Origin of the sequence: Mycolicibacterium diernhoferi (assembly GCF_019456655.1) — a bacterium.
In the GTDB taxonomy this organism is placed as follows: domain Bacteria; phylum Actinomycetota; class Actinomycetes; order Mycobacteriales; family Mycobacteriaceae; genus Mycobacterium; species Mycobacterium diernhoferi.
In genome coordinates, this window is record NZ_CP080332.1 from 3504798 (window position 1) to 3526655 (window position 21858).

Below are 21858 nucleotides of genomic sequence, written 5' to 3' on the forward strand. Positions count from 1 at the left end.
CTATTCCGCGTCGCGGAAGAAAGGCTCCACCGTGCCGCTGAGCTTGACGACCATCGGGTTTCCGCGGCGGTCCCTGGCGGTGGGGACCTCCACCCGCACCCAGCCCTCGGCGACGTTGTATTCGTGCACGTTGGTCTTCTCGGAGCCGTTGAAGCGGATACCCACGCCGCGCAGGAGCGCCTCTTCGTTGTATCCGGCGCTACGCGGATCGATGGAGAGGTGGTTCGGGGGAACGTCGGTGTTCTGATCCTGGGACATGATCGCTTCCGTTGAAGGCTGTGCATTGCTCGGCTTTGTTCAGAATTTACGCGACCGCGTGGTCGCGGGTTCCGCGTAGGTCATGGCGCCCGCGCTTGAACTGGCTGCGGCTAAGTGCAGCAGCTTGGGTCGAGCACGCGGCACAGGGCAGTGAGCGCGTCCCGACGCGCGGTGTGCTGCACGCTCATCCCCCGGCGCTCGGATGCGACGAATCCCGCGGTGCGGAGCTGGCCGAGGTGATGGCTGACCGTGGACTCCGACAGTCCCACAGCCGCGGCCAACGATCCCGTGGTGCACGTTTCGTCGGCGGTGAACAGCAAGGACATCAGCTTGACCCGGACCGGGTCGGCCAGCGCTTTCAGCCGCATCGCCACGTCCAGCGCCGCCGCATCGTCGGCGGGTCCGGCGGCGACCGGCGCGCAGCAGACCGGCTGCGACATGTCGATGGTGGGCAGCGTCTTGGGCACGCCCCAATGATGCCCACCTTCTTGACATAAGTCAAAAAGGTGGAGTAGACCGGAACCCATCACCAATTCGGCTTATGTCTCACACCTCGGAGGTGCCCATGTCTCGCGTACAGCTGGCGCTCAACGTCGATGATCTCGACTCGTCGATAGCGTTCTACACCACCTTGTTCGGTACCCCACCCGCGAAGGTCAAGCCCGGCTACGCCAACTTCGCGGTCGCCGATCCGCCGCTGAAGCTGGTGCTCATCGAGAACCCCGGTAAGGGCGGGTCCGTCAACCACCTCGGTGTCGAGGTGGATTCCACCGAGACCGTGCACTCCGAGATCGCGCGCCTGGCCGGTGCGGGCCTGTTCACCGAGGAGGAGATGAACACCACCTGCTGCTTCGCCACTCAGGACAAGGTGTGGGTGACCGCGCCGGACCGGGAGAAGTGGGAGGTGTACACCAAGCTGGCCGACGCCGACAGCTTCGGTGCGTCTGCCCCCACCCAGGACCAGGGCGACGCCGCCGAAGCCACGGCGTGCGACTGCGGCCCCAGGGCCGCCGGGTGACCGAATCCACCACCGCCGGCCACCCTGCCGTCGTCGGCAGGCTGTCCACCCTCGACCGTTTCCTGCCGCTCTGGATCGGTGCCGCGATGGCCGCCGGGCTGCTGCTGGGCCGCGCCGTCCCCGGCCTCGACCGGGCACTCGGCGCGGTCCAATTGGACGGAATCAGCCTGCCCATCGCCATCGGTCTGCTGGTGATGATGTACCCGGTGCTGGCGAAGGTCCGTTACGACCGGCTCGGAACCGTGACCGGCGACCGGCGGCTCATGGCTGCGTCGCTGCTGCTCAACTGGGTGATCGGCCCGGCGCTGATGTTCGCCCTGGCGTGGGCGCTCCTGCCCGACCTGCCCGAGTACCGCACGGGGCTGATCATCGTCGGTCTGGCGCGGTGCATCGCCATGGTGATCATCTGGAATGACCTCGCGTGCGGAGACCGGGAAGCGGCCGCCGTGCTCGTCGCGCTCAACTCGGTGTTTCAGGTCGTCATGTTCGCCGTGCTCGGATGGTTCTATCTTTCCGTACTTCCGGGCTGGCTCGGCCTGGATCAAACGTCGATCAGTGTGTCGCCGTGGCAGATTGCGAAGTCGGTCCTCATCTTCCTGGGCGTGCCGTTACTCCTTGGCTACCTGTCCCGTCGGATCGGCGAGCGCGCCAAGGGGCGCGACTGGTACGAGGGCAGTTTCCTGCCCAGGATCGGGCCGTGGGCGCTCTACGGGTTGCTGTTCACCATCGTCATCCTGTTCGCCCTTCAAGGTGCTCAGATCACCTCTCGCCCCCTCGACGTGGTGCGAATCGCGCTGCCGCTGCTGGTCTATTTCGCCGTGATGTGGGGCGGCGGGTACGCGCTCGGCGCGGCGCTCGGCCTCGGGTATCAACGCACGACCACGTTGGCGTTCACGGCTGCCGGGAACAACTTCGAGCTGGCCATCGCCGTCGCCATCGCGACTTTCGGTGCGGTGTCGGGCCAGGCGTTGGCGGGTGTGGTCGGCCCGCTGATCGAGGTGCCGGTGCTGGTCGGTCTGGTCTACGTCTCGCTCGCGCTACGTCGCCGTTTCGCCTCGGAAAGGGCCGGCGCATGAACACCTCCACGCCGAGTGTGTTGTTCGTCTGCGTGAAGAACGCGGGCAAGTCCCAGATGGCCGCCGGCCTGATGCGGGACCGCGCGGGTGACACGGTGGATGTCCATTCGGCGGGCACCCGACCGGGCACTTCGCTTAACGCATTGGCCGCTGAGTCGCTCGCCGAGGTCGGCATTGACGTGTCCAGCGAACGCCCGAAACCCATCGACCCCGACCTACTGCGCCGGGTGGACCGAGTCATCGTGCTGGGCCGAGAGGCGCACGTCGATGCACCCGAGGGCGTCACCGTCGAGACATGGGTGACCGACGAACCATCCGAACGCGGTATCGACGGTATCGAGCGAATGCGGCTCGTCCGCGACGACATCGCACGCCGCGTGGACAAACTGCTCTCCGATTTGATGTCGCGCTCCTGAGACAACCTGCGCCGCATCGCAGACCGCGCGCCAGTACGTCGTCGTGATTGTGCCTCGCCGTTGCTGGAAGACGAATGGGCAGTGACGTGTCAACCGGTCACGCCGAGTTGAGCGAGCCTGTCTCTGTGCTCCTCGAACCACTCCTTCTCCTGGCCCGGCTCCGGCATGAAGAAGCCTGCCTCCAGCGCCATTGCCGGATCGACCTCGGACAGCGAGACGAGGAGGTCGACCTCGGATTGGCCGGTGATGCGGACCCACATGTCCTTCAACTCACGCAGCATTCCCTGGCGCACTTCCAGCGGGCGCCCGTGCCGGATCCGGCCCAGAAGGAACGAACGGCTCGCCGGCTTGCGGGCGACGAAGCAGTCACCGTCGCCGTACTCACGGAACACCACGTTGACGAACGCCTCCGGTGCTCCGGTGAACCGACGGTGGATACTGGTGATCTCATTCGCGATCTCAACCTTCGTAGAACCGTTCAACTTCCCGCTTGGCGTCTCAACCTCGTAGAGCGGCATGATGTTTCCTTTCAATGTCTTTACGTGTCAATGTCTTTACGTGCCGGGCATAACCCATATCCAGCAGTCGACTCAGGACGTTGCCCCGATGACTGCGTCGGTGAAATCGAGGATCATGGCCGCGACCAACCCGGGGTACTCGACGTGCAGCCAATGGCCGCCCCTGTCGATGACCTTCACCTCGGGATAGCAGAAGCGCGCACTGATCGCGTCGACGAGTTGCTCGGTGACGAATCCGTCGGCGCTGCCCGCGATGATGAGGGCCGGCCCGCGGAATGCGCTCGTGGCCGACGTCTCGGGCACCCCGGTGTTCCACAAACTGACGTAGTGCGCGGTGGCGCCGGCCGAGACGACGGCGCCGACGGCGGTGAGCCGGTCGAGTTGCTCCTCGGTCAGATCCGGTGACATCTCCGCCCGCAGGCGGCGCTGGGTGACGCGGTCGCCGCCGAGCGCGGCGAACGGAGCGACCACCTCGTCGGGCAGCCGAGTGCCGCTCAGCGGCACGGGGGTGAGCAGCACCAGCCCGCGAACGCGGTCCGGCTGCTGCGCGGCGAGCAGTTCGGCAACCTGCGCGCCGAAGCTCTGTCCGACCAAGATCACCGGCCCGTCGATCTCGGCCAGGACATCGGCCGCCTCGGCGGCAAGGGCGGGCAGCGTCGGCCCGCCGACTGCGGCAATCGATCCGCTGCGGCTACCGAATCCGGGCAGGTCGTACCGAACCGCGCCCACCTCACCCGACATGGCGTCGACCACGTCGTCCCACACCGACGCATCGTCGAGGAAACCGTGAATCATGAGCACCGTGGCTGCACCGGCCCTGCTCGCCGGCGTGCAGGTGACACGGAACCCGCTGCGCGGCTGCGTCATGTCGTGATCACCTTCGTGGCGCCCGACGGTGACCACTCGCCGGTGTCGATCGGTGAGTAACCGGTGTCATGCCCGTCCAGTCGGACGGCGCGCTGGGAGCCGACCCGTTCCAGCACCTCGTCGGGCAGCGGTGTGGTGAAGATGTTGTCGACCAGGGTGTACTCGCCGGCGAGCCGGCCGAACGCGCCGAGGGCGGCGACGTCGATCCGGCCATTGGGCAGGTACAGGTCGTCGCGCACATGGATCCGCACCACCCGCCCCCACACCACGTGGTCGTCCAGCGGCATCGCGATAATGCGGTCGACGACGCATTCGAATGAGATCGGCGCGCCGGCGATTCGCGGCGCGGACACCACCTCCGAACCGGCCCTGTCCAGCCCGAGCTCGTCGAACTCGTCGACGTCGCTGTCGAACTCGTAGGCCGAATCGTGGACCGCGTCGGCCTGGCCTATGCTCGCGAGATTCACAACGAACTCGCCCGTGTCGCGGATGTTGACGAAGGTGTCCTTGAGAGTCACTCCGTCCGAACGCGTCTGCAGGCTGATCGATAACACCGGCGGAAATCTGCCGACGACGGTGAAGAACGAGATCGGGGCGATGTTCCCGACGCCGGAGGTCGAGGCGGTGCTGACCCACGCGATGGCGCGGGGCAAGACGCTGCCGATGAGGAGTTTGTAACTCGACGTCGGATTCAGATCCGTGGGATCGATGATCACGGTGATGTCCTTTCGTGTGCGGTGCTCGGTCGCTACCGAGCCGGCGCCCAGGCGGTTTCAAGTGATCCGCTGGCGGTAGCTGCCTGCTGGATGCCGATGATCCGCCATCCGTGTGATCCGCGCTGGAGCTCGAAATGGATTACCACCCTTTCGATCTCGGTCTCATCGGCGCGTCGCCGTGACCAGATGACGTCGATCGCGGCCCCGTTGACGTTGTAGACGGAGACCCTGCGATCAGCCACCACCGTGTGCGTATAGCCCTCGGTCCGCAGTCGTTCGTGCAGTTCGTGCAGCATCGCCACGACGGAGGCCTGGTCGGCCATCCACCGGCCGCCATGTTCGGTGCTCATGCTCAGCGGTGCCGACCAGTAATCGAGGATGAACTCGGGTTCGCGCACGGTCGTCCCGGCGCACACGTCGACCCAGGTGGGCAGGTAGTCGTCGAAGAACCACCGTGTCACCTCGTCCACGACCGGGGCGTCGCCGGCTGGTTCTGCCAGCAGCGCCACCGCGGTGTACCAGACCGGCCCGACGTTGAGCCGGTCCGGGTACAAGGCGATCATCTGGTCGAAATAGACCTGCGGGGTGGGACTTTCGGCGATGAGTCGACGGGAGTCCAGTAAGTAGTCGCGGGTCTGTTCGAGGATGGCGGGATCGTCGGGCAGCTCCTTGTTCTTGTGACCGGCCACTACGGCCCGAGGTTCCAACGCCGCCACCTTGTCCAGCGCGGCCAGCCACGAGTCGACTCCCCCGTCAGCGCTTTCGAGCAGGTACTGATGCACACCGTTGTAGGCGACGTCGCCGGCCACCACCAGGCCGATGGACGGGACGTGTAGCACTGTGGTGTCGTCGGTGTCGGTGTGGCCGACCTCCACGGCAAGCAGTCGGTGACCCTCCAGTTCGATTCCGCAGTCGGGAATCGGTCGATACACCACCGGGCTGGGCGGGATGAGACCGGGAAAGTCGACGTCCCACTGCTGGGCGCGGCCAACAGTGCCCTGCTGGTGCATCATCGCGATCGTGCCCTCGGTTGCGTAACCGACCGCGTCCGGGAACCGTTGCAGCAGAAGGTCCGTACCGAACCAGTGGTCACCGTGGCCGTGGGTTGCGTAGACGGCCGTCAGATGTTTGCCGGAGCGTTCGATCCAGTCGCCGACGCGAGCCACCTGCTCGTAGGTGAATGGTGGGTCCACCAGGACCGCGTCGCGCTCGCCGTAGATCAGCGTGGAGGCGACCGGTGAGGAGATGATGGGGCTGCCGTCGGGCAGCGTCTGCTCGCGGTGGCGTCGCACGCCGTCGTTGACCAGTACCTCGTAGTGCAGCTCAGACATGTCGTCTTCCTTTCAGGGTTCAGAGGGTTCAGGGGTGTGAGAGGTGTTCGGTGAACCAGGCCAGCGCGGCGCCGCTCGCTTCGGCGAAGCGCGTCAGGTACGGGTCGAAGTGACCGCCATCGATGGTGACCAGCTTTTTGGGCTGCAGAGCGGCTTCATAGGCGGCGAGGGCGAGATCGGCGACGGTGATGGTGTCCTGGAGGCCGACCACCAGCAGCAGGGGCGTCGGCGAGACCCGCGCGATCCAGGCACCCGGTTCATACATGCGCGCCGCCCGGGTCGAGCGCAGCGTCACGATGTTGTCCCAGACCCCGTCGTCGACGGGCTGCGTGTAGAACGAGACCGCTTCCGGCGCATGGTATGCGGCGGGCACCGACGGGTCCGGGCTGACGACGGCGCGGGTCGCCGGTGGCGCGCCCTGGAACTGGCGACGATCGTCATCGGCGAAGGCAGCCTCCAATGCGGCCACCTGGTCAGGAGCGATTCGCCGCAAGCTCTGCTGATACCCACTGATGGTGGGCACCTGGGCGACGACCGCACGCAGCCGCCGGTCGGTGGCGCCCAGCACGATCGCGTGGCCGCCGGCATAACTGGTGCCCCACAGACCGATTCGATCGGGATCCACCACTGGCTGGTTCTCCAAGAAAGAGATCGCCCGGCGCCAGTCGGCGATCTGAACCCACGGGTCGACGTCGGAACGTGGCGATCCGCCGCTGGCGCCGAAGCCGCGGTGGTCGTGCAGCAGCACCACGAAGCCGCCGGCTGCGAACGCGGTGGCGAATCGCTCCAGGCCGTGTTCCTTCACCCCGGCGAAGCCGTGGGCCATCGTGATGCCAGGATGGGGTCCTGGACCGTCGGGCACGAACAACCAGCCGCGCAGAGCAACCCCGTTTTCACCGGCGAATTCGACGTTCTGCTTCTCAACCATCACCGCGCCTTCCGTAGGTCTGTCAATCGGCACAACCTCGACTCTGTCCGAACGGCATCCGCTCAGGTAGTACCGCTTCAACCCTGGGGTCGGGAGGGACAGCCTTACGCTCATGGCATGGCGGCTAGCGGCAACACCCTTGGTGACTACCTCCGGGCCCGGCGCGGACAGGTCAAACCCGAAGATGTCGGCCTGGCAGCGGGTGGGCGCCGGCGTGTCCAGGGTCTGCGGCGTGAGGAGTTGGCCACGCTGGCGGGTATCAGCGCGGATTACTACCTGCGGCTCGAACAGGGTCGTGACAAGAACCCGTCGGCTCAGATCCTCGACGCGCTCGCGCGGGCATTGCGCCTCGATGCCAAGGCGGCGGAGTATCTGCACCAATTGGCGCGGCCGAGCAGCGGACACCGAGAACATGCCGATATCGAGGTCGCTGCCGACGACAGCGCGGAACTCATCGAACAGTTCGCGATGCCGGCGATCGTGGCCGGCAGATGTCTCGACGTGCTGGCCGCGAATCCGCTCGCCCGCGCACTGTCGCCAGGTTTTGCTCCTGGCCAGAACTTCCTGCGCTGGCGGCTGTTGGACCCGGCGGCACGCGAACTTTACATCGACTGGGATGAGATGACCGATATCGCCGTGAGCGGCTTACGCGAGGTGGCGGCGAGCGATCCAGAAGATCCGCGGCTGGGGTCACTGATTGCCGAACTGTCCGCCACGAGTGGCCGATTCCGCGAACTGTGGGGTCGGGCCGACGTGGGATATCGGTCGAGCCTCATCCATCTGCGCCATCCGATCGTCGGCGAGCTGTATCTGCGCAGCCACCGGCTCAGCATCACCCACTCCGGAGGCCAGCACCTGCTGATCTATCGAGTAGAGCCCGGTAGCGCATCGGCCGCGGCGCTGGAGGCGCTCGCCCGGGGCGAGGGGCGTGCCCATTCCCACCAGTGAAGTCGTCGAAGTTACCGCTGTCCCATGAGTCAATGGCTTTGCGCCTTACCTCGAAGTGCCGCGCCGTCGGCGTCACCGGCCCCGAGGACGGCAGCTGAAATGCGAAAAGCCTTGGTAAGTAGCCAGACTCCGCAATGAGGCAGTGTGGTCGAGTTGGCCCGTGATCGTGCGGGCCACGCGGATCGGTGTCGATAAGACGATCAGCGGGGCCGACCCGACCGACTGCAACGGTCACCTCCTGCCAGGCGGATTCATCAGCCCCGACCTGCTACGTCAGTCCGCGGAAGCGCGGCAGTTCGTACGCGAATTGGTCGATAGAGACAAGCCGATTGCCACGCTGTGCCACGGCCCGTGGGTTCTGGCGTCCTCGGGTGCCACCTGGCTCAACCGCGACGTCGTCAAGGACGGAAACCTTGTCACCAGCCGCGGGCCCCAGGACATGACATTGTTCATCCCAGCCATCATCGACCACTTCGCGGACACCGCGCCGGAGGCACCGGCCGCGGCAACGGGCCGGGTCTCCGATCCGCAACTGAACTCACCTGTCGGTTGGGCCGTCGCTGCGCTGCGCTGGTCGCCGAAGCCATCCATACCCGGCGCCCTTGCGGGTCTGATGGCAGGTGCGTGCAGATACGTCAGCACCACGCGGGACGCTTGTGGTGTGGCGTCGGTGTCGCTGTCCAGTTGACCTGAGCCGTCCAAGATGACGAACAGTTCACGGCGAGACGGCGACGGCCGGTCAGCCAGCGGGCCCCGGCCCGAGGACCGCCAACCGGATACGGCCGCCCACCACAGTCTCGGCGCTGGCGTTGGCCAGCTCCAAAGACACAAAAAACCCGCTCCGACACTGGTCAGAGCGGGTTTTACTTGGTCGGGCTGACAGGATTTGAACCTGCGACCACTTGACCCCCAGTGTCGTTTTCGGCGTCCGTGGACATCCGCCGGTGTCCGGTATTCGCACTTCAAAGCCTGTATCGGGTCATTGGCGGATACGCGCGAACACCCACGGATTGAGGCCCGTTGCTATCCGCGTTGCTATCCACCTACATTCCGGCTGGAGGAGAAGTCGTGGTTCTGGGCTGGACCCAGTTCAGGGACCCTAAAATCTCCTGAACTGCCAAAACATGTACCTGTACGTAACGCTAGACACCTCTAATATTCGGCACGTTGTGGGCAAAATGTGGGCACGGATCGCGGAGCGGGCTGCTACTTTCCCGATCCCGGAAGGCCGCCTTGTAGCGCGATTCTGACGCCCGAACCTTTGATCCTTGTGGAGTCGCGACCGCCCACCGGCGAACGACCTGCCCCGTCGCACGGCTTTCCGTGTGCGCGGTGGGATGACAGTCGCCCATCACTTCGGCGAAGTTGGTGAAACGTGTAGCAGACAGCGCACTGCCCGTGAGGCGGTCCCGTATGTGGCAACTTTCCACTGCCACTGCACGGCGACTTGTCCGAACTATGCCTGCTGATCAAGCCATCTTTATCTTCCCTAACCTTCACAAAGCACATCGGACAGATCCCGAATGAAGGCGGCGGCGGGCCCGGCGGCTTACCGCCGCCGCCACATCGCATACCGGTCATCCTCGTATGGTTGGCCAGCATGCCCTCGGTCGTCAGCGGTACCACCGCTAAACACTTGAGGCACTTACCAACGGGCTTGCGCTGGCCTTCAGACTTGGGCTTGCGCTTTCTTGCCAGAACAACCATCTCCTCTCGATCACTCGCATACCCTGACCGCCGCCGAGTACGCCGTCGGGGGACGAGATCGGTGGCGTCACGCTCGGCGCTGGGCTGAGCACCGGTTCACCAGTAGATCCCAAACTGCTGTGCGACCTTGTCGCCCGACGTACTACATGATCGCGCTGCGCCCTGGAACTCTGCAGCCGGATCGCCGATAAGCTGCCAGGCGCTCCAGCCGAAGAGCTAGGGCGGAGGGACCTCAATGGGAATCAAGACACTTGACCGTAAGCGACTATGGGGCCGTTCCGGCAACCGATGCGCGCTGTGCAACAACCTACTTCTACAAGAATCCGCTATTGGCGGTGCCGTAACCCTCGGCGAAGAAGCACATATAGTCGCGCGCGAGGTCGATGGGCCTCGGGGCGATAGCCCCCTTACCACCGAGCAGCGTGACGAGTACTCAAACCTGATCCTTCTCTGCCCGACTGACCACGCACGAGTCGATTCGCTTCCCACAGGGCCTCTAGATTTCCCAGTCGACCGACTATTGGGTCTGAAGGGTGACCACGAGCAGCGCGTTCAGGACGCCTTGGGATACGACGCCCCAGCGCAGCTGAATGAAGAGAAGTGGGCGCGGCTGATTGACGATTTCGCCGAGCGTATCGACTGGGACCGCTGGCCATATCTGACTGCGAACCTGATGGATCCAGCCGGACCCACGCTGCGGAACACTGACCGGAAACGCCTGGCAGACCTTCGCGACTGGCTCATCACCCGAGTCTGGCCCGAGGGCCATGACCGTCTGCGACAACTCCTAGATGGAATAAGGCAGGTCATCAACGACCTGTTGCTGATCTTGGAGCGGGATTACGAGGATGGGCCCATCGCGGGAGAGTCCGTACGACTGCGCAGAAATTATAAGGACCTCAGGACCTGGGACCCGCCCGAATACCAGCGCCTACTGGATGACTACATGTACAAAATGGGACTGATCAATGATCTGGTTCTTGAGCTAACACGATTCAGCAACGCAATCTGCGACGTGGTTCGCCAAGACATCGATGGCAACTTCCGCTTCGATGAAGGAGCCCTGATAGTTCTCAACGGGCCCACCATGAGGTTAGAAATGGAGATCCTCCGCCCGGAATTCCGACCTAAAGACTTCCCCGACGGCGGACACCCCTATCCCGGTCTCGAAGAATTCGAACAGGAACGCTTCAACAGAGATGTGTCGCTGGGCGAGCGCCGCAGTAACTAACGCGACTTGCATGGTCCTCAACGCCCCTGAGGCAGCAGATAGCCTAGCGCGCCGTCGGGTCTAGATACCGATACAACGTCGCACGGCTCACGCCGAGGTACTTCGCGATGTCCTTGGCCGTGTGACCGTCAGCCTTCATCCGTGCAGCGGTGGCGATGTGCTCGGCATCGTCGACCTTGCGGGGCCGCCCGAACTTCGTTCCGTTGTTCCGCGACGCCGCCCGCTTCAGGGCGGTCCGCTCCCCGATCAGCTCCCGCTCGTACTCGGCGAGGGAGCCCAGAACGCCAATCATCATCCGGCCCGCCGGGGTGGATGAGTCGATGCCGTCGGAGACCGAGACCCAGGGTGACGCCTCGTGCGGTCAGTTCACGGACGGTCTGCAGGATGTGGAGCATGTTGCGACCCAGGCGGTCTAGCTTCCACACCACCACGGTGTCGCCCTCCCGAACGTAGGCCATCAGATCGGCCAGACCGTGCCGGTCGTCGCGAGCGCCGGACATCACGTCGGAGAACACCTTGGTGACTCCGGCGACCTGCAGTGCGTCGTTCTGCTGATCGAGAGTCTGGGCGACGGTCGAGACGCGGGTGTAGCCGATACGGGTTCCGGCGGTCGCAGTGGAGGTGGTCACTTTCCAAGTGACTCATAACTTCCCTAGTAACTACTATTGACACATTCGATTTCAAGACAAACTCTCGAGACATGCCGACCTGGCGGAACCGTCCCGAGAGCAGGGCGGCGGGTGGCGTCTCAAATGTGATCGGTCTCGAGACGTGTTCCGTGTGCATCCTGGTGATGCCAGGCAGCCCGTAGGTGAAACCAATCCGCGATGCCGTCGTTCAACGGGCAGCGACCCTTGTGATGGACGAAGGGAGACCGCTAACGTCTCGATCCAGGGAGTCCGCCGGAAACCACAGACGACAGCTGTTGGCCGAAAGGCTGACGAACACGCAAGCCGTCATCAGCGCGGTCCCGCTCCTCGACTACTGCAGCAGACTCCTGACGGCGTAGCTTCGACGCTCTGCGTTCCAAATCGACCCGGTACTTTGCGGCGATGACCGCCTGCCCGTCGCGGTAAAGGGTCCAGTTGCCGGGCTTACCTGTGATTGTGAAATCGCGCCATTGATACGCCTGCCCGTCAGGATGGTCGATCTGTTGCCACACGGACTGGTTTCGCATCTTCCGAGCTGCCAAGATCGCCTCTCCCCCAGGTCGCGGTTGTTCTGAAACGATCTGCAGACATCTCAAAAGTCCGTCGGACTTACTCTATGTGACCTCGTCGTCTCCGACTGGCGCGTCGTCGCCGATGATCACTCCCTCTGATTCAAGAATGCTGATCACATCGATCGCGTCTTCAGAGGCGTCGGCGACGCCGGACTCGTCAACCTCGGCATCGATTACGACAGGCCCAATGTCACCGCCCTTGTCGAAGAGAAACCGCTCGCGATAAGCCCAGTACGCGGCGCTGGCGACGTCGTCGACCATTTTCCAGTTCAACGCCGCTCCAATCCCAACACCCGCGATTGGCACGAACTGCCCGAGCTTCTTCTTAGTCAGTTTCTGGCCGAACTGCGTGGCGAATCGCTGCGCAACCTTGACGAACGTCTGCTGGTTCAACTGCCGCCAAGCCACGTTGGTCGCCAGACTGCGGGTCAGAATCGCGAGCTGCTGGTAAGCCACCGCTTTCGCCGACGGAGTTACAGCGAGACCTAGACCGATGATCTGCATCATGAAGACCTCTTCGGCAGGGTCGCGCGGGTCATACCCGTAGTACAAAGCGTCGTGCGCAATCACTCGACTGCACGCAGTCAGGAGTGCAGCGGCGTCAACGCCCATCGCGGCTGCGATGGTGCCAAGCCCTGGCGCAGCCGCCGCCCCCGCTCCCGCTACCGCACCGAACGCCGCCAACGCTTGCCCACCGCTAACCGCAAGCCCGGCTGCTGCGCCCTCCGTCGCGGCGGAAACCGAGTAGGCGTAATGCAACCGGGTGAACGAAGCAACCTTGTCAATTGCTCGAAGATCGAGTTTGTGAATGTCGTCGAGGTGCTCGACGGTGTGACCCTTTTTGGCATAGGCCCGGATGACGCGCGACTCGGACGTGGTCAACTGCCCGGTGCGGGTCATGAACTTTCCTGCACCCTCGGCGGTCGCCTTCAGAGCAGCGGCTCCGGTGTCCTTCACCTTGGCGGCACCCGGAGCCTTGAGCGCCCTGCCATACAACTTGCGACCCGTGTTCTTCACCGACTCCGGCACGAGGTGCCGAGCGGACCGACGAAGTTCGTGCTCTTTGTGCTCACGCACCTTTTCCAGCTGCACCTGCTCGTAATCGGACAGACCCATAGATTTCCCTCCCCTTGGGCGCAGAACTAAACTTCGCGAAATAGTCGCGTCAGAATGCACTTTTTTCTAACAGGTCCTCACGGTCCCGACGAGATCGCCGGTTCTGCGTAAACGTCGCCGCCTGTATAGATCACTAGCCCATTTCGGCTGATGTCGTATCGGGTGTCATCGTTGGTTACCGAGAAACCGGTCGGGGTAGCGACGACTCCAGGCAGATCGATTCGGGCGTTATCCTTCAAACGAAGACCTTTATAGGTGTAGATACCAGTGCCCTCGTCGCAAATCACAACTACGGACTGGGCCGTTTGCAACGTCAACGCCGGAACGTACGGACACGACAATCCTGCGTACGACCAAGCGGCAGACGTCGGTCCAGCAGTGGCGGTTGGGGTACGCGTGCTCACCGTAAAACTCGTTGGCATCGAAGTCGTTCCAGTGACCGCCCTACTGACAGCCGGAGTGGTAGTTTCCGCGCCGGTGTGCTCCCAAGGACGCGAAACCAACGCGACAGCTGCGCCGCCAACAAGGGCGACGGCAACCAGGGTGCCGACGACAATCGGCCATGCCTGACGTACTCCTGCATCCTGAAGCTGGACCGGCGGTGGCGCTGGCGGCGATAGCTTCTTCGTCACGGGCGGTGTTTTGCGACCTTCAGCCAGGTTTGGCACCCGATGCGGGCGAGCTGTGACCGGTGCCAGCGTGGTCGCCTGCTGCGATGCCGTGGATATGCTTGCGCCGCGCACGGCCAGTGCGAAGGCAGCGCAGGTGGCGTGACGGTCTTCGGGGCTCTTCTCGAGTGCTTGGCGGACTGGTGCGTCAAGCACTGCGAGGTCGGGGCGTTCATCGCCGAGCGAAGGTGGGGTTGTGCTCAGGTGCCGACCAATTACAACGGCTGGGTTGGAGTTGGGGAAGAGCTGCGATCCAGTCAGCAAGTGATACGTCGTCGCCGCCAGCGCGTATTGATCTGCCTTGCCGTTCATCGGCTCGCCCATGAGCTGTTCGGGTGCCGCGTAGGCCACGGTGCCGACGGTCATGTTCGTCGTGGTGATGCTGCTGGTGTCGTTTAATGGTCGAGCTATCCCGAAGTCGGCAAGAAAGATCTTGGGGTCGTCGGTATCAAGGTCGGCGACGATGATGTTAGCTGGCTTAACGTCTCGGTGCAGCAGCCCCTTCTTATGGGCGTAGTCCAGCGCGCTCGCCACAGCCGCAACGACGGTCAGGACATGACCCACGGGCAGGCCCTGCGGGTACCTCCCGTCCAGAAGCTGGCCGAGGTCGGTGCCCTCGATGTAGTCCATCGCGATCCACAGCAGGCCGTCGTGCTCGCCGCGGTCGTGGATGCCAACGATGTGAGGGTGCCGCAGCCCCGATGCTAGGTCTGCTTCACGTGTGAACCGCTCACGGAACGACTCATCCTGGGAGAACTCCGGGCGCAGGACCTTCAGTGCCTCTTGACGGGGCAGCCTGGGGTGCTGCACCGAATAGACCTCGCCCATGCCCCCAGACCCGAGCAGCCGCAGGACGCGGTATCCGGCGAAGGTATCGCCGATCGTCAATGGCATGGGCGGATGCTAGCCGCAGGTTAAGACACTTCGCACCAAAGGCCCGGTATTCGTCGCTGCTATCCGCTTAACTGCGGGATCCCAAGCACTACGGCCAGGAAGCCCGTGATGGCCGCGATGCCCCAGAGCATTAGCGCCAGGATTCGCCTCTCCGACTTAGCATTCTGCTGTCGCTCAAGCTTCTCCATGGCCCCGCCGCTGAGGATATCCAGCCACCCGATGTTTTCTTCCGGTTGCGCCTTCTTCGATGCTGGCAAGCTCGTAGGGTCTGCTGCACGATCAGGTGACAGTTTCGGTCACGCGGCCTGACTGGCCGGTGAGGTCACAATTGCTTCGAATTCGATCGGGGTCAACCGCCCGAACCCGGCCTGGCGGCGGCTATGGCGGGTGCTGCCGATCCACCTGCACGATCGTCACGCTTCATAGCGATTGCAAGTTTCGGACCGGCCTGTCAGCGTGCGGTGGATGCACCCCTGCCGATCGTCGGCTTGAACCCCGAGCGGGTGATTGCGGGACATGCTCAGAAGCAGATTTCGCACTTCGAAGGCGACGTCCCCATATTCTTGATCGTCCAGTCCTCAAGTTCGTTGCGCCGTCTTGCGCACACCTTGACATAGTCGCCAACGAACACATCGCCCCGTGCGGGTTCACCGTTGATCGTGTGACACGTGGCCTGGTGCAGTATCAAGTAGTTCGTGTTGTAGGACTTCTCCATATTGAGGACGTAGCCACCCCGGTGGATTCTCACCCAGTCCCGATAGCCTTCATCGTCCCCGTCTCGGAACTCTGTCACGCCTTCGGGCTGTCGACGTGGGAGCAGTCGGGCGCATTCAGGGCACTCGCCGGTCGGGGTGAAATCGACCTCGTGCGCCGAGCAGCGCCGCACCCGGCGCGACTGCCGTTCGTTTCCGCCTTCGGCGATCATCGGTCAGCTACCTTTCGGTCGAGTTTAGTGAAGGCGACGGAACCCTTGCTGCTGGGGTACACGCCAGGTTCTTCGTGCGCGGAGGCCAGGTCTCGCATCCGCAGGGCCACCGATGTCGGTACTCGCTGCAGCTGCTCGGCCAACGCGATGATCGCGGGGTGTGCGGAACCGAGCACGCAGCCGTGCCGACGGTAGAGGTCATCGACTGCGATCACGTGCTCTTCTGTCCACGGGTTTGTGTTGTAAATAGTGGCCCGGCTGACGCCATACTCTGCGGCCAGTGCGGTTGCGGACTCCCCGGCGACGAGTCGGGACTTCACCTCGGCGATCTGCTCAGCAGTAAGGGAGGGCTTGCGCCCCTTGTAGACTCCCTTGGTCCTGGCGATGGCGATGCCCTCACGCTGGCGCTCAAGCAGCAGGCTGCGCTCAAACTCGGCCACCGCACCCATCACGCTAAGCATGAGCACCGCACAGGGGTCACTGGTGTCCCCGAACGTCAGCCCCTCCTTGACGAACCGGACGCGCACACCTTTGGCGGTGAATTCATCGACGGTCCGGCGGAGGTCGACCAGCGATCGGGCGAGGCGGTCCATGCTGTGCACGACGACTTCGTCGCCCTTGCGGACGTGTTTCATCATCGCCTGAAACTGGGGCCGGTTAGTGTCCTTGCCGCTGGCATGGTCGGTAAATACCTCGTCCAGCTCTATGCCGTCGAGCTGGCGGTCGGTGTTCTGGTCCATGGTGCTGACCCGTTGGTAGCCGACCGTCTGACCCGTACCCATCCGCCCCCCAAATGTTGATTTAACATCTAAATCTATTTTAGACGCTGTCTATCAATACAGCAAGAACCTTAGATAGACGGAGTATATTCCCAAACAGGCTGGCTCCCATGACTAGAGCCCAGATGGACAACGCTGCTCTGCCACTGGGAGCTGGCCCGCGCGGCGACCAACCTGCCAGCGGGCAGCTTGGCGGGACTCAACGCGCTCCGACGGACCTGACTGCCGCACATGCTGTCTCGTAATCCCGTCTACCCCTTGGTTGCGGCACAACCGGGTTTATGAGACAGGTTTCCGGACAGTCGGCTGCGCAGTTGGCGCAGGAGTTGCCCGTTCCGACTCAAGAGCGGAGACAGCCGCACCAACCCATCGTTTTTAAGACTCGGGGAACAAACGGAGCCCGAGCTAAAATCCGCGAATACCTCTCGGAACGGTCGTGGGCGATGCCTACCGCGACGATCAGCGGCTGGATATGTACGAGACGCTCGACGTCCTACTCCGTGGCGGTTTTCACCGTGCTAGGCGTCTACTGCTACTGGAACCCGACATCCCAACCGATGCAACTGCAAGGAAACGGACCCCTACTCGGGTTAGGTGGCTGACCCGATGCTCACGACCTGGACAGCGCCAAAGTTGCCATCTACGAGGATGTAGACGTTCCCATTCGAGCTGGCCGCCAATCCTACAAAGTTTGGGATGACATTGGCTGCGTTAACGACCGGCGCTTTCACGAGCAAGGTTTTCGTGGCGGTGTTGATCACGTTTAGGTTTTCGGTGAGGTCGATTTCGTATAGGAGACTGCCATCAGGACTGAACGCCAAAGCTTTAGCGCCGTATGACGCGCTGGAAATGATGGTGGCGGTTGTGGTGTGTGTGGCAGTGTCGATCGCAGTCACCCAGTTGGTGGCAATGTAGGCCGTTTTGCCGTCGGCGCTCACCACTACGTTCCCCAGATAGGTTACATCGCGGACCGCGAACGAACTGGTGACGGTGTTGGTCGCAGTATTGATCACCGACATGTAATTGGAGGACCAACTGGTGACGTACGCGCGGCTTCCGTTGGGGCTGAAAGCAACCCCGGCTGAAGCGTAGGTCATCGGGATGGTTGCCACGACGGTGTTGTAGGCGGCGCTTGTCGGATTGGTGTCGATGACCGAGATGCTGCCGCCGTCATCGCCGTTCGTGAAATACCCGCGGTTGCCGTCGGGGCTGATGGCGATGCTCCCGTTGCCGTTGATGCTATTGGCGACGGGGACGGCGGCAACGGTTCCCGTCGTGGTGTCGACAACAGATACGTTCCATTTAGGCGCCTTGTTCGACGCGATGTAGAGGCGGCTGCCGTCGGGGGTGATCGCGAGTGCGCCCGAGTTGTCGACGGTATAGGTGGCGACGACGGTGTTGTAGGCGGCGCTGGTGGAGTCGGTGTTGATCACCGATACGGCGTGGCTGTAGGGGAAGCTCACGTAGAGGAGCTTCCCGTCCGGGCTGGCCACCACTCCGGATGGGTGAGCGCCAACCGGGATGGTCGTGACGGTGATCTTTCCCGGCGATACCGGGACGGTGACGGTTTCGGGTGTCGAGCCGGTGGCGTTGGTGGCAACCACAGTGAATACATCGCTGACCGAGTACGCGGGTCTCGATGTCAACCGGGCCGCGGCTGTCGGAGTGTAGGTGAATGTTCCGGCAGGGCTAACGGTCACCGATCCCCGAGTCGGGTTGCTAGTCACGGTGTAGGTCAAGGGTTCACCCGCAGGGTCGGTAAATCCCAGAGTGCCGGTCACCACACCAGTGGCGGCGTTGGGTGTGCCTACGGTGGCTCCGCCCCTTGTGGGGGCGGTACCGGCGGGGGCGATGGCGACGGTCACGGTCTTGGTGGCCGTTCCGCCGAATCCGTCTGTGACGGTGACGGTGAACGTCTCCTGTTTGGCCGAAGCCGGTGCATTGGTCTTGGCTGCGGCGGCGCGGACCGCTGCTGTCGGGGTGTAGGTGAATTCCCCACCCGGCCCGAAGGTGATGGTGCCCTTCTTCGGCGTGGCTTTGAAGGTCAGGGCATCGCCGTCGGCATCGGTGGCTGCGAGTGTGCCGGTGACGGTTCCGGTGTTGAGATTCGGGTTGTTCACGGTGGGCGTGGCGGCCAGTGCGGGTGTCGTGTTCGCGGGGGCGATAGCGACCGTCACCAGCCTGGTGGTGGTGCCGCCGTGGCCGTCGGTGACGGTGACGGCGAAGCTGTCCTGCTTATCGGCAGAGGTGGCACCAACTTTCGCGGCAGCATGACGGGCGGCTGCGGTGGGCGTGTAAGTGAAGACACCCGTCGCGGTGTCGAGGGTCAACGAGCCCTTGGCCGCGGTGGGCATTCCGATGAGGCTGATGTAATCCTTGTCTGTATCGGCGGCTTTCACGACGGCGGTAACAATCCCGGTGGACGCATTCGGCTTGCTCACTGTGGCGGTCAGATTCGGCGCGGTGTTCTTCGGCGCAACGCTCACGGTGACCATGTGGGTCGCGGTGCCGCCATGACCGTCAGACACTGTCACGGTCACTATGTCCTTTGTGTCGGCATCGGTTGCCGTTACTGACGCTGCCGTATGACGCGCTGCGGCAGTCGGGGTGTAGGTGAACGCCCCGGTCTTGGCGTTGATGCTGACTTTGCCCTTGGCGGTGTTGGCCGCGCTGTAGGTGAGTTTGTCCTTGTCTGCGTCGGCGGCGGTGACCTTGCCGGTCACGGCACCGGTCTTGGCGCTCGGTGTCCCCGCCGATCCGGTAAGCGCCACCGGGAGCACATTGGCCGGGGCAATGCCGACCGTGACCGCCTTGGACACCTTGCCGCCGTAGGCATCAGTGACGGTCACGGTGAACGTCTCCGAGGTCACCGACGCCTTGGCGCCAGGCACCGCTGCCGCATGACGAGCCGCTGCGGTTGGCGTGTAGGCGAAGGTTCCGTCAGCAGCGAACTGGATGCTGCCCTTTTTCGGGGTGGCCTTGAACGACAGGGCGTCACCGTCGAGATCGTGAGCTCCCAAATTGCCTGTGACCGTTCCGGTCCCGGTGTCGGGCACGCCGACCGATGGCGTGGACGTCACCGTCGGTGTGCTGTTGGTCGGGGCGATGCTGACGGTGACGGTCTTTGTGGCGACTCCTCCATGTCCGTCTGTGACGGTCATCGTGAAGGTATCGGTCTTGGCCCCCGTACCGGCGCCGGTGGCAGCGGCGGCGTGGCGGGCCATGGCCGTGGGAGTGTAGATGAAAGCGCCGGTGGCAGCGTTAAGGGTAACCGCGCCTTTGCTTGTCGAGGCGGGGGCGCTGAAGGTCAGCGCATCCTTGTCAGCGTCACTGGCTTTCACCGTGCCGGTGACAACGCCGGTGGCAGCACTTGGTTTGCCCACCTTCACGGTGACGGCTGGTGCGGTGTTCTTCGGGGCGATGGGTACGTCGACGGTCTTGGTCAGCACCCCGCCGTGGCCGTCGGACACCGTGACCGTCACGGTGTCGGACTTTTCGGCAGCGGAGGCACCGTCCATAGCTGCGCTGTGACGCGCGGCAGCGGTGGGGGTATAGGTGAATGTCCCTTTGGAAGTGATCTTGACGGTGCCTTTGGTGGCCATCGCGGTGTACTTCAGGGTGTCTTTGTCGGCGTCGGTGACGCCGGTAATTGTTCCGGTGACCACCCCAGAGGTGGAGTTGGCATTGATGCCCGTAACCGAACCGCCTGTGGGTGCTCGGTTGCCGGGGCTTGGCACCGCGATCACGGACACGGTGCCTGGGCCGGTGGCGTTGATTCCGGTGGCGTTCATTCCGGTGACGTAGATACGGGTGCCGTCAGGACTGACCGCAAGGGACTGCGGCTTAGACCCGACGGTGATTGGTACTCCAATCATGGCGTTGGTGGCGGTGTCGATCACCGACACGGTGCCTGCGCCGGTGGTGCGGTTGACAGAGGTGAAGTAAACGCGGGTGTTGTCAGGACTGACCGCCACATCCACCAGGTAAGCAGCCGACGCGCCGACTAATGGCGCGGAGTAGATGACGGTGTTGCGGTGGGTCACGGTATCGATCACCGACACGGAGTAGTAATTGGTCGCGTAAACGCGGGTTCCGTCGGGACTAACCGCTAAACCACTTGGAATACCACCGATGGTGATAGGTGAGCCGATGACCTTATTGGTGCCGGTGTCGATCACCGTTACGGTGCCGCCGCCACCCTGGGTGTTGAGGTAAACCCGTTTGCCATCGGGACTGACCGCCACATCCTCCGGCCAAGATTCGACATATGTCCCTGAACCGATGATCTTGTTCGTGGCGGTGTCCATTACCGACAAAGTGCTGTAGTTCCGGGAGGTGACATAGACACGTTTGCCGTCCGGACTGACTGCGACGTCATGCTGCTGAGACGCGATGTCGGTCCTTGCACCTGCGATGACCGCGTTGGTCGCGGTGTTGATCACCGCTACAGTCCCCCCGGCGCTATTGGCGACGTAAACACGTTTGCCGTCGGGACTAACTGCCAGCCCGATCGGGTGAGACCCAACCACCACATTGGTGGGGTAAGACCCGACAGGTATCGGTTCGCCGACTGTGGTGTTGGTGATGGCGTTGATCACCGATACGGTGCCGTCATAGTTGGCGACGTAGACACGTTTTCCGTCCGGACTGACCACTACACCCCGCGGCATACTCCCGACAGTGATCGTGGCGATCAACGTCGGGTCGGTGGTGCCTGCATCCGCACCCGGGGCGGCTCCCGCGCCAACCGAACCCAAGGCGGTCGCGGCCAAGGCTTGCCCAGTGAAATCGCGCGCAGCAGGCGCGCCCGCTCCCGCATCGGTATCCCCGACCTGACGCCGCGCTGCAGCCAACAACACCCACTCCGCAGGCGACTGCACCGGCACATCGGTCCCCGGCGCTACCGACGGCGCAGCCAAAGCAGCCACCACCTCGCCCTTCGCGACTCCCGTGGACGCAGACACCTCAGGAACCGGATCGGGCGCAACAACCTGAGTAGAGACCGAGCTAACCGGGGCGACGACGCTCTCCGTCGCGGTGCTGGCTGACGGTTCGGGGTTCGGCGTGGAGTCCTCGGTGCGCTCTTGGTCGGTGCTGGGCGTCGGCCTGGGGGAAGGTGATTCGGTCGTCGTGGACGTGGCAGCGGCCTTACGCCCGGGCTTGCGCTTGGGTGCCCGCTCTATCGTGGTCAAGTAAGAGCCCGGCGTCTTTACCGTGGACTCTTTCGGTTCCGGCTCCAT

The 21858-nt window shown here is 63.6% G+C and carries 19 protein-coding genes and 2 pseudogenes; 6 read left to right on the forward strand and 15 right to left on the reverse strand.

What is annotated here, in order from left to right; all coding sequences use genetic code 11:
* Both K0O62_RS16680 and K0O62_RS16685 read right to left on the reverse strand, forming a co-directional pair.
* Nucleotides 1-258 carry a DUF3297 family protein gene (locus K0O62_RS16680; RefSeq protein WP_073858200.1) on the reverse strand — a complete coding sequence of 86 codons (258 nt, stop codon included), beginning with the start codon at nt 256-258 and terminating at the stop codon, nt 1-3.
* A gap of 110 nt (nt 259-368) precedes the next feature.
* On the reverse strand, nt 369-725 hold the full coding sequence (locus tag K0O62_RS16685) for an Rv2640c family ArsR-like transcriptional regulator (protein WP_073858201.1): 357 nt from the start codon (nt 723-725) through the stop codon (nt 369-371).
* Between the two features lie 98 nt (nt 726-823).
* On the opposite strand from K0O62_RS16685, the gene K0O62_RS16690 reads away from it, so the two are divergent.
* The 3 genes from K0O62_RS16690 to K0O62_RS16700 are packed head-to-tail and all read left to right on the forward strand — an operon-like array spanning nt 824 to nt 2768.
* Nucleotides 824-1276 carry an ArsI/CadI family heavy metal resistance metalloenzyme gene (locus tag K0O62_RS16690; protein WP_073858261.1) on the forward strand — a complete coding sequence of 151 codons (453 nt, stop codon included), beginning with the start codon at nt 824-826 and terminating at the stop codon, nt 1274-1276.
* On the forward strand, nt 1273-2352 hold the full coding sequence (arsB, locus tag K0O62_RS16695) for an ACR3 family arsenite efflux transporter (protein WP_073858260.1): 1080 nt from the start codon (nt 1273-1275) through the stop codon (nt 2350-2352). Before K0O62_RS16690 ends, arsB begins: the two co-directional genes overlap by 4 nt.
* Nucleotides 2349-2768, forward strand: a complete 420-nt coding sequence (locus K0O62_RS16700; RefSeq protein WP_073858202.1) for an arsenate-mycothiol transferase ArsC — start codon at nt 2349-2351, stop codon at nt 2766-2768. The genes arsB and K0O62_RS16700 overlap by 4 nt, the downstream gene beginning before the upstream one ends.
* 89 nt (nt 2769-2857) lie before the next feature.
* On the opposite strand, the gene K0O62_RS16705 is transcribed toward K0O62_RS16700, so the two are convergent.
* From K0O62_RS16705 to K0O62_RS16725, 5 genes are all read right to left on the reverse strand, one after another.
* On the reverse strand, nt 2858-3286 hold the full coding sequence (locus tag K0O62_RS16705; protein WP_073858203.1) for a tautomerase family protein: 429 nt from the start codon (nt 3284-3286) through the stop codon (nt 2858-2860).
* A 72-nt stretch (nt 3287-3358) separates the two neighbouring features.
* Nucleotides 3359-4153 (reverse strand): alpha/beta fold hydrolase, encoded by a 795-nt coding sequence (locus K0O62_RS16710; RefSeq protein ID WP_073858262.1) that lies wholly within the window; start codon nt 4151-4153, stop codon nt 3359-3361.
* Complete coding sequence (locus K0O62_RS16715; RefSeq protein WP_073858204.1) at nt 4150-4869, reverse strand: flavin reductase family protein; 720 nt, start codon at nt 4867-4869, stop codon at nt 4150-4152. Before K0O62_RS16715 ends, K0O62_RS16710 begins: the two co-directional genes overlap by 4 nt.
* A 32-nt stretch (nt 4870-4901) precedes the next feature.
* Nucleotides 4902-6200, reverse strand: coding sequence for an MBL fold metallo-hydrolase (locus K0O62_RS16720; RefSeq protein ID WP_079244410.1), 1299 nt, complete (start codon nt 6198-6200; stop codon nt 4902-4904).
* Nucleotides 6201-6228: 28 nt separating this feature from the next.
* Nucleotides 6229-7209: an alpha/beta hydrolase gene (locus K0O62_RS16725; RefSeq protein ID WP_234800213.1), complete on the reverse strand. Its 981-nt coding sequence runs from the start codon at nt 7207-7209 to the stop codon at nt 6229-6231.
* Between the two features lie 36 nt (nt 7210-7245).
* Between K0O62_RS16725 and K0O62_RS16730 the strand changes: the two genes are divergently transcribed.
* From K0O62_RS16730 to K0O62_RS16740, 3 genes are all read left to right on the forward strand, one after another.
* The gene (locus K0O62_RS16730) at nt 7246-8076 is read left to right on the forward strand and encodes a helix-turn-helix domain-containing protein (RefSeq protein ID WP_073858206.1); all 831 of its coding nucleotides are present in this window, start codon (nt 7246-7248) and stop codon (nt 8074-8076) included.
* 160 nt (nt 8077-8236) lie between these two features.
* Nucleotides 8237-8764: a DJ-1/PfpI family protein gene (locus tag K0O62_RS16735; protein ID WP_073858207.1), complete on the forward strand. Its 528-nt coding sequence runs from the start codon at nt 8237-8239 to the stop codon at nt 8762-8764.
* A 1254-nt stretch (nt 8765-10018) separates the two neighbouring features.
* The gene (locus K0O62_RS16740; RefSeq protein WP_131817438.1) at nt 10019-11014 is read left to right on the forward strand and encodes a hypothetical protein; all 996 of its coding nucleotides are present in this window, start codon (nt 10019-10021) and stop codon (nt 11012-11014) included.
* 43 nt (nt 11015-11057) lie between these two features.
* On the opposite strand, the gene K0O62_RS28985 is transcribed toward K0O62_RS16740, so the two are convergent.
* The 8 genes and pseudogenes from K0O62_RS28985 to K0O62_RS16775 all read right to left on the reverse strand — a co-directional run bounded on the left by K0O62_RS28985 (nt 11058) and on the right by K0O62_RS16775 (nt 21582).
* The gene (locus tag K0O62_RS28985; protein ID WP_324617890.1) at nt 11058-11306 is read right to left on the reverse strand and encodes a helix-turn-helix domain-containing protein; all 249 of its coding nucleotides are present in this window, start codon (nt 11304-11306) and stop codon (nt 11058-11060) included.
* Between the two features lie 109 nt (nt 11307-11415).
* Nucleotides 11416-11643: pseudogene (locus tag K0O62_RS28990) on the reverse strand (recombinase family protein); the annotation flags it as partial.
* Nucleotides 11644-12278: 635 nt separating this feature from the next.
* A complete protein-coding gene (locus tag K0O62_RS16750) occupies nt 12279-13352 on the reverse strand; it encodes an EcsC family protein (RefSeq protein ID WP_073858209.1) in 1074 nt (357 codons plus the stop codon).
* Nucleotides 13353-13429: 77 nt separating this feature from the next.
* The gene (locus tag K0O62_RS16755) at nt 13430-14914 is read right to left on the reverse strand and encodes a serine/threonine-protein kinase (protein ID WP_073858210.1); all 1485 of its coding nucleotides are present in this window, start codon (nt 14912-14914) and stop codon (nt 13430-13432) included.
* A gap of 59 nt (nt 14915-14973) precedes the next feature.
* Complete coding sequence (locus tag K0O62_RS16760; protein WP_073858211.1) at nt 14974-15171, reverse strand: hypothetical protein; 198 nt, start codon at nt 15169-15171, stop codon at nt 14974-14976.
* A 263-nt stretch (nt 15172-15434) separates the two neighbouring features.
* On the reverse strand, nt 15435-15839 hold the full coding sequence (locus K0O62_RS16765; protein WP_073858212.1) for a hypothetical protein: 405 nt from the start codon (nt 15837-15839) through the stop codon (nt 15435-15437).
* Between the two features lie 239 nt (nt 15840-16078).
* Nucleotides 16079-16621 (reverse strand): annotated as a pseudogene (locus K0O62_RS16770) (recombinase family protein); the annotation flags it as partial.
* A 587-nt stretch (nt 16622-17208) separates the two neighbouring features.
* The gene (locus K0O62_RS16775) at nt 17209-21582 is read right to left on the reverse strand and encodes a cadherin-like domain-containing protein (protein ID WP_165637020.1); all 4374 of its coding nucleotides are present in this window, start codon (nt 21580-21582) and stop codon (nt 17209-17211) included.
* Between the last annotated feature and the right edge of the window lie 276 nt (nt 21583-21858).